Annotated in this window: 7 protein-coding genes and 1 pseudogene; 1 reads left to right on the top strand and 7 read right to left on the bottom strand. The window is 64.4% G+C overall.

The window, feature by feature from the left end:
* Positions 1-413: 413 nt before the first annotated feature.
* The 6 genes from AC1D2F_RS11940 to AC1D2F_RS11915 form a co-directional block, all read right to left on the bottom strand.
* On the bottom strand, positions 414-884 hold the full coding sequence (locus AC1D2F_RS11940) for a group II truncated hemoglobin (RefSeq protein WP_364742994.1): 471 nt from the start codon (positions 882-884) through the stop codon (positions 414-416).
* Between the two features lie 184 nt (positions 885-1,068).
* Positions 1,069-1,674, bottom strand: a complete 606-nt coding sequence (locus AC1D2F_RS11935) for a VOC family protein (protein ID WP_364742997.1) — start codon at positions 1,672-1,674, stop codon at positions 1,069-1,071.
* Between the two features lie 152 nt (positions 1,675-1,826).
* Positions 1,827-2,462, bottom strand: a complete 636-nt coding sequence (locus AC1D2F_RS11930) for a LysE family translocator (RefSeq protein WP_364743000.1) — start codon at positions 2,460-2,462, stop codon at positions 1,827-1,829.
* A gap of 181 nt (positions 2,463-2,643) precedes the next feature.
* Positions 2,644-2,934 (bottom strand): hypothetical protein, encoded by a 291-nt coding sequence (locus tag AC1D2F_RS11925; protein ID WP_364743003.1) that lies wholly within the window; start codon positions 2,932-2,934, stop codon positions 2,644-2,646.
* Positions 2,935-3,318: 384 nt separating this feature from the next.
* Positions 3,319-4,254 (bottom strand): polyphosphate kinase 2, encoded by a 936-nt coding sequence (gene ppk2, locus AC1D2F_RS11920; protein WP_476966796.1) that lies wholly within the window; start codon positions 4,252-4,254, stop codon positions 3,319-3,321.
* 131 nt (positions 4,255-4,385) lie between these two features.
* Positions 4,386-4,973 carry a ferritin gene (locus AC1D2F_RS11915; RefSeq protein WP_476966795.1) on the bottom strand — a complete coding sequence of 196 codons (588 nt, stop codon included), beginning with the start codon at positions 4,971-4,973 and terminating at the stop codon, positions 4,386-4,388.
* A gap of 472 nt (positions 4,974-5,445) precedes the next feature.
* Between AC1D2F_RS11915 and AC1D2F_RS11910 the strand changes: the two are divergent.
* Positions 5,446-5,826: pseudogene (locus AC1D2F_RS11910) on the top strand (IS110 family transposase); the annotation flags it as partial.
* A 66-nt stretch (positions 5,827-5,892) separates the two neighbouring features.
* Here the strand turns inward: AC1D2F_RS11910 and AC1D2F_RS11905 are convergent.
* Positions 5,893-6,327 (bottom strand): SRPBCC family protein, encoded by a 435-nt coding sequence (locus tag AC1D2F_RS11905; protein WP_229992350.1) that lies wholly within the window; start codon positions 6,325-6,327, stop codon positions 5,893-5,895.
* Positions 6,328-6,442: the final 115 nt, after the last annotated feature.

Here is a 6,442-nt window from a genome sequence, read left to right as displayed (position 1 = left end):
ACACGGGACCGGCCGCCGCTTTCGTGCGCCCTGACTGCTTGAAACCTGAAAACAACTCTTGCCTGTGACATCGAAAAGCACAGATCTGGGTGATGGTCCCACCCATCATCACTAGTGGTTGTCCCGCACCAAGAAGTTTGGGGCCACCTGCCTGCAGCCCGGCTCACCTTTAACGGACTCGAGGTTCTTCTTCACGGCCGCGGGAACCGGGTGGACAAGCAGCTTTGGGCGGCACTGACGCCCATCGTGGAAATGGCGATAAGGAGATGGCGCGTCCCGGATTCGGGCCCTTGGGAAATCCGCACCCCAGGCCGTACGTTCACCTACTCGGCGGCGCTTTGCTTCGTCGCCATTGACCGCGGCAGCGGAGACAGGGGCTCCGGGTAGGGGACAGACGAACGGCTCGCATGCGATCAGGAGTCTTCTGAACCCGCCCCTTCGACGGGACCGTCCCACGACCAGTGTTGGATGGGCAGGCCGTCCGGAACGTCCTCTGCGGAGCGGTGGTACCGGGACATCGTGGTGGTGGTCGACCACGCGAAGTAGTCGTGCAGCACCTTGCGGAGAGGCTTCTCCTCGGTGAGTCCGACGTCGGTCATTGCCTGATCGAAGCAGGCGATCGCTCTACGGTCCATATCCTCGTGCGGCCCGTTGCCGCTGTGCATCCGCACCACAGAGGTCTCGTCGCCGTAGGAGTCTGAATAGGTTGTCGGGCCACCTAAAGCCTCCGCCCAGTAGGCGGCCAGCCGCCGCCTATGCTCGGGATGGAAGCCATGGCTGAACGCGTGGCCGACCACCTCGTCGGCCGTTGCCCTGGTATGCCATGCGCCGGCCAGCGCCAGGAAAAAGGGGGCTCCGCCAGCAGCTTCGTACACCGTCTGCATCCTGCAACGATGGCATGCCCCACCCTTGTACGGAAGGGGCCGGCTCAGCGAAGGACGCGGTAGCGGATGTGGGTCGCCTCCGTGGAAAATTTTCGACGACAGGTGCGGTGTCTTTTCACCCGAACAGCCGCATCACCTGGTGGAACACAAGCGGCCAAATGACCGACGGCCTCCCGGCTCATACTCATGCGGGCTCCCACGCGAACCCGTCCGGGTCGGTGAACGGGCCGGCGTCGCTGCCTATCGTGAGACGGTGCGAACCGGTGCCCTCCGGAGGGACGCCGGCATCCTTGGCGAGAGCGCGGCGCCCGTAGAGCCCCAGCTTGATGGGACTCGCCGGCATGGCGAACTCGACGTACTTGCCGAAGCTTTTCCCGACGGCGAGTCCGTGGTCGACGTAGAACCGTTTGCTCGCAGCAACGTCGGTGGCCGCTACCAGCAGCACGATCTGGTCAATCTGTCTGGTGGCCGGACCGGTGTCCTTCCTCGCCGACGTCGCGACCTTCCAGATCGCTCCATCGGGAGCCTGAACGACGCCGCCATAGCCCCACAGTGACTTTTGGGCCGGCTTCAGCGTCGTGGCACCAGCCGCCAGAGCAGTGTCGATCAGGCTGCTGACGGTGGACGGCTGCGACACTATGAGCGACATCGTGAACCCGCGGAACCCGGCCGTCGGGGCATCCGAAGCTCGCACGCGCACCTGCGTTCCCAATCCGAAGGCAGCAGTGTAGAAGGCGGTGGCGGCCGCGGGGTCAGGTACTTCGAGGGTCACTGATTCGATGGAGGTCATGGCAGGTCCTTCGGAAGGGTGGGCAGGTCGTGTTGATGACTTTATGCTGTGGCCCCCCTGATCGCTTCTCCGATCCTGATCGATCCGTCCCGCATGCGGCCGAACATCCGGCTCGGCCTGCGGTTACCTTCGGGTTGGATGACCGGCGCTGGCTACGAGCTGGTGCTCGATGCCAGCACGCCCAGCCCGAGTGCGGCGATGATGCCGCTGCTGCCGCGTTCGAGCCAGCTGCTCACTCGCGGACGCTGCAGCCACGCCATTGCCTTCGCTGCCGCGATGGATACGGCGGCCAGATAGAGGAAACCGATAATGCTCTCGATGGCACCAAGCACCATCGCGGTGTCCAGAGTGTTGCCGCCGTGCGGAATGAATTGCGGCACGACGGCGAGGTAGAACAGGCCGACTTTGGGGTTGAGCAGTGTGGAGAGCGCGCCGGCGCCGAACCCTGTCATTCGGCTGTAGCTCCGGCGGGGAGCGTGTCCGGCCGTTGCTGAGGGTGTTGTGCGGCGGGCCCGGATCAGCGACGAGATGCCCAGGTACAGCAGGTACAACCCGCCCGCGATCTTTAGCCAGCGGAATACTTCGGCGGAGTCCTCCAGCACTGCGGCGAGACCCACCCCCACCAGCCCGGCCCAGACCAGGGATGCCAGTGCCGAGCCGAGCGCCGCGGCAAGGCCGGCCACGGCACTCTGCAGGGAGATCCGCAGCACCAGGAACGTATCTGGGCCGGGGGTGACGGAGAGCAGCAGGCACAGGCCGGCAAAAGCCAGCAGGGTTACAGCGGTCATGCGCACCATTGTCCGGGTGCAGCTTGCCTGGTTGCAATTGCAGCGAGGCACGGCCGGGGAGGCAGTCAAACGCGACCCGACGTTCTTCTCGAGGGCAGCGAGCTGCGCTGCGTCCCAGGAGCAGGAATGTGCGCTGGTACCACGGAACCGAGAAGTCCCACGGCAAGCGCGTCCTGGGTCATCAGAGGAGGATGACCATCAGCGCGATCAGGTACAGGATGGTGGCAATGCCAAGAAGGTAAAACCATAGGGTGTCCTTCGGCTCCTCGTCTGGGTCGGTCCGCTGAAAATCGCGGTCATCCGGCCCATCTTCGGGCATTTCTCGGGCGTTGCCGGGTTCGACGATCCTGACGGGGGTCACGTCGTTGGTTGCGGGTTGCCGCCGCGGAATCTGGGCGTGTTCATCATCCAGCCCGCGGCGCATAAACCGGTTCTGGAGAGTGAAAGCGGCGGAATGTGCCTTGAGCTTCATGATTGGTTCCTCCTTCCTGCCTGGTGGTACCTGAAGGGGCGGCGGCCATCCACGAGGTCGCTTCGGTATGGACACCGGCTCGATATGTCGTTAGCCGCGAGGAGGCCGGGGGGCGTCTTCAGGCTGGTGACATCAAGGGCAGCACCGGCCCCAGCCCGGCGGTTCCGCGCGCGCCGTCGGCTCGGCACGAGCCTTCCACGGCCGCGAGTATTGTTGGGGCCCTCTGGCATTGACCGCCTTAAACGATTACCCCTCTGTTTTGGGTCTATTTCAAGGGTGATCGACGGTCTTTCTGGAGAAGAATCCGTTCAGAGCAGGGATCTGCGCAGCGAGGGCGGCTGCGCCGTGCCCGTTGCGCGGCCTTCGCCGGGCTTGACCGGCCCGCTAGTCGCCGGCGGCGTCGCGGCCGCGGCGCACGATCAGCCGGTCGGGGCCGTGGACCACAGTTGTGTCCTTGTCCTCGTAGTCGAACTGGTTGAGGAAGAAGCGCATGGCGTTGATCCGGCCCCGCTTCTTGTCGTTGAACTTGATGGTGATCCACGGCGCATGGTCCGTGTCGGTCCGCAGGAACGTCTCCTCCTTGGCTGCCGTGTACTCCTCCCACCGGTCCAGGGAGGCCAGGTCTATCGGGGAGAGCTTCCAGCGCCGCACCGGGTCTATCTGCCGGATCGCAAAGCGGGTGCGCTGCTCGTGGCGGGTCACGGAGAACCAGAACTTGGTCAGGTGGATTCCGGAGTCCACCAGCATCCTCTCGAAGAGCGGCGCCTGAATCATGAAAGTGTCGAATTCCTGCTCCGTGCAGAAGCCCATGACCCGCTCCACATTTGCCCGGTTGTACCAGGAACGGTCGAACATCACGATCTCCCCGGCCGTGGGCAGATGCTGGATGTAGCGCTGGAAGTACCACTGGCCAAGTTCGCGGTCCGACGGTTTGCTCAATGCCACGGCCCGGGCCGAGCGGGGATTCAGGTGCTCGGTGAAGCGCTTGATCGTTCCGCCCTTGCCGGCCGCATCCCGGCCCTCGAATACGATCACGTGCCGGAGCTCCTGGTCCTGGCCCCAGTACTGGAACTTCAGCAGTTCAACCTGGAGCCGGTATTTCTCCAGCTCGTACTCCTCACGGGACATCCGCTCGTCGTAGGGGTAGTCTTCCCGCCACGTCTGCACGGCCGAACCGCCCGGGTGGATCAGCTCCGGATCCTCGCCTTGCCCCCCGCGCACGGTGTACCCCATCTCCACCAGATGGTCGATGGCCTCCCTCAGGTTTTCCCGGAGMCAACCTTGATCCTCGGGTGTCCACGTCCTGTCCGCATGCGCCATCCCCAGCCTCCTTCCGGCCCCGCTGAACCGTCGCCGGCTTTCTAGGGTGCCGGCAGCGTTCGATGCTCAACTGAGTTCATAGAATGCGACCAGCCTAAGCCGACAGGTGGAGCTCACGATAGGGATGGGCTTCAAAGTGATCCTCCGGCCGCTTCCGGCGTTCCGGAGTCGTGGCTCCCTCCGGTCTGGCCGGCGTGATGCCCGCCGGATCCCCGGTAGCCGCCGCCACCTCCTTGGTCGCCGACGCGTTCACGGGCCAGGAAGTTTTCGACGTCGAAGAGGTTGTCCGCGCGCCGGGCAATGTTCAGCAGGGTGGTCATCGAGGCGACCTCTTCGACCTGCTCCTTGAGGAACCAGAGCATGAATTGCTCGCCCAGGGCGTCATTCTCAGCCCTGGCTGCGGCGAAGATGGCCTTGATGTTCTCGGTGACTTCCTGTTCCTGCGCGAGGGCCAGGGCGAGGGGCTCCTCGACGTCAGCGAAGTCGTTGCGGACCGGATCAATGCCCGGGATGGCGACTTTGAGTCCGCGGTCCAGGATGTAGCGGACCATCATCATGGCGTGGTTGCGCTCTTCCAGCGACTGGCGGTAGAAGTGTTTGGCCAGCTGCGGAAGGTCCTGCCCGTCAAACCATGCGGCCACGGCGACGTATTGGTGGGAGGCGGCGAATTCGTTGCCGACCTGGCGGGTGAGCAGTTCAGTAAATTTAGTGGATTCCATCGGGATCTCCTTACGGGGGTCGGTGTGGGCGACTGTGGACGGAGCTGGCCGGGGTCGGCCGCGCTGTCGATTTGCAGGGGGTCTTGCTTCGAGCGTCCCGGATGCATGATGGCCGGTCAATAGCCTGCGGTTCCTGGTCGCGGAAGCTTGCCCACAAACAAGAACTGTGAGGATTGGTGTGGCTGGTCTGGGACTGGCTGGCAGAGTAGGTGCTGGCCGTTCCGCCCTGTGGTCGCGACTCAAACAAGAACTGGCCCCCGTCGGGTGCCCTTCCGTCGACTCGTCCGTCCATGGGGTGGGCGGCCGGTACCTGCCCGGCCCACATCGGTGACTTGATCAGAAGGTTGCCCGCCCTGTTTGACGGGGCGTGGCTCGTCACAGTGCTGTTCCGAAGTGACCTCTACCCGGATTGGTACCGGCCGTGCGCGGCCCTGATCATATCCGCGAAATTGAGGAAGGTGCCTGAACCGCTATGCCTATCGTTGCGCATTCCCGCCCGTTTGTCGTCGGCGTCGACACTCACGCCAGGAACCATGTCTACGCCATCATCGCCACCTCAACCGGCGAACTGCTTCAGACCCGGGATTTCCCCACCACCAGCGCCGGCATCAACCGGGCCATCGCCTGGGTGGCGCGCCGCACCGGCGCCGACCTGGCCACCTTGTGGGTGATCGAGGGCGTCGCCTCATACGGCGCCCTGCTGGCCGCCGCCGTGGGCACTGCCGGCTACCCGGTCGCCGAAGCGGCGCGCATGGATGCCCGTGCCCAGCACGGGCATGGCAAGTCCGATCCGTTGGACGCGCACCGGATCGCCGCAGCCGTCCTGCGACCAGTTCTCGCTGCGGGTTGTCGTATTTCTCCAGCCACAGATCCACATCGGGATTCCGGTTTTCCATAGTTGCCACCCTGTGAGGCCTCGCTATGCGGATTCGAGAACGCTTTTGAGGTTGGTCAGTTGCGCGACTTCGGCATTCATGGTGCGGACAATCACCGGACCCACGAGTTTCATGAGTCCCTTGGGCTGCAGATCCAACGTGAACAGGACAGTCGTTCCGCCGGACGCTGCACTGAGCCGGTAAGCGCCGGCCGGGCGGGCAGGGCCGGCCACGACCTGGAAGCCCAGATGCTTTCCGGGGTCCGCAGCCGTGATTTCGTAGTCACCGACGATAGGCCGGCCGCCCGGACCCGTGAGAGTCTGGCTGTACACGGCACCGAGGTCCCCGGGTGTTCCACTTTTCAGTGTGATGTCCTGCACCCCCGAACGCCATGCCGGGTTGTTCAGCCCATCGGCGAGGAACGCATAGACATCCTCCGGCGAACGGTTAATGGTGGTCTCGTTCTCGGCGTGAGCCATGCATACCCCTACTGGTTCTTGGTCCCGGCCGATTCCCGGCCAGCCGATCGATGTTGTCCATACTGTACGTCGTGCGGCCCTGGCCGGCCCGCGCCCGGTCCAGGTGTCCTCCGGA

This window comes from Arthrobacter sp. P1_B3 (genome assembly GCF_056406615.1).
Note: the sequence above shows the minus strand (reverse complement) of the source record. Positions and strands in the feature narration are given on the sequence as shown.

Bases quoted from the DNA above. Each gene is read 5' to 3' on its own strand.
- AC1D2F_RS11940 (WP_364742994.1), bottom strand. From the start codon at position 884: ATGCAGACGGTGTACGAAGCTGCTGGCGGAGCCCCCTTTTTCCTGGCG.
- AC1D2F_RS11935 (WP_364742997.1), bottom strand. From the start codon at position 1,674: ATGACCTCCATCGAATCAGTGACCCTCGAAGTACCTGACCCCGCGGCC.
- AC1D2F_RS11930 (WP_364743000.1), bottom strand. From the start codon at position 2,462: ATGACCGCTGTAACCCTGCTGGCTTTTGCCGGCCTGTGCCTGCTGCTC.
- AC1D2F_RS11925 (WP_364743003.1), bottom strand. From the start codon at position 2,934: ATGAAGCTCAAGGCACATTCCGCCGCTTTCACTCTCCAGAACCGGTTT.
- AC1D2F_RS11915 (WP_476966795.1), bottom strand. From the start codon at position 4,973: ATGGAATCCACTAAATTTACTGAACTGCTCACCCGCCAGGTCGGCAAC.
- AC1D2F_RS11905 (WP_229992350.1), bottom strand. From the start codon at position 6,327: ATGGCTCACGCCGAGAACGAGACCACCATTAACCGTTCGCCGGAGGAT.